Raw genomic sequence first — 831 nt, 5'->3', positions numbered from 1 at the left:
CGCTGCCGTAGCATCAGAGTTGCCCGTGAACTCCCGGGCAAGCTTAGCGTTCTGCATTCTTCTGTAATCAGACGATGTAGCCTCGGGGTCGCCTGTGAGCTTCTTGGCACGCTTAGCGTCCTGCATTCTCTTGTAATCAGCCGATGTAGCCTCGGGGTCGCCTGTGAGCTTCTGGGCACGCTTAGCTTCCTGTATTCTGTTGTAATCAGCTGCCGTAGCATCAGAGTTGCCCGTGAGCTCCCGGGCTCGCTTAACAGAGTTATTATCCTTAGTACCACTAATACGTGCTAAAGCATTCTTAGCTTGTTGTGCTGTCAATCCGGGTATCTGCTCAGCTATCTCTACTGGCCCTTTACCTTGCCCATACAGGTCGGCTATTTGCGCCTTGATCTCCGGACGTAAATGCCCACCTTTCGGTGTTTTCACGCCCTGCTCACGGTTAATTACCGCGGTGTCGTGAGCCTGTAGGCTAGCTTGAGCCGGCAGCGATACAGGCTTAGGCATAGCAAGGCTTAAACCCGCCGCATGGGCGAAGAACGTAGGCGGCTCTTGACGGGGAGAGGCCGCTTGCGTGGCTAAAGGTGGCGAGCCGGTGGCAGCCCTGACGCGAGCCTGGGCGTCCAGTAACGGCCTCTGACTGGCTTGAGGCATCGGGCGTTGAGCAGGCGGTGCCGCCAAGGATGGCCCTGCTGAAGTCGACGCTGCGGCTGGGTGGGGCGTCTCAAGATGAGCGTCGCAATAGACCCGGCCGTTTAGGTCACCCATCAGAAGCCTGCTTACGTTCAGAGCAGGGTCAAGCGTACAGGTGACTAATAAGGGTTCTGGAAATTT

The 831-nt window shown here is 56.8% G+C and carries 1 protein-coding gene; it reads right to left on the bottom strand.

Annotation, left to right across the window (positions count from 1 at the left end; translation table 11 throughout):
• On the bottom strand, positions 1-765 hold a 765-nt coding region (locus tag IEX86_RS24755), incomplete at its 3' end, for a DUF433 domain-containing protein (protein WP_229685508.1).
• Between the last annotated feature and the right edge of the window lie 66 nt (positions 766-831).

Source organism: Pseudomonas asuensis, assembly GCF_014646755.1.
GTDB classification, from domain to species: Bacteria; Pseudomonadota; Gammaproteobacteria; order Pseudomonadales; family Pseudomonadaceae; genus Chryseomonas; species Chryseomonas asuensis.
This window is presented reverse-complemented; position numbering and strand designations above follow the sequence as displayed.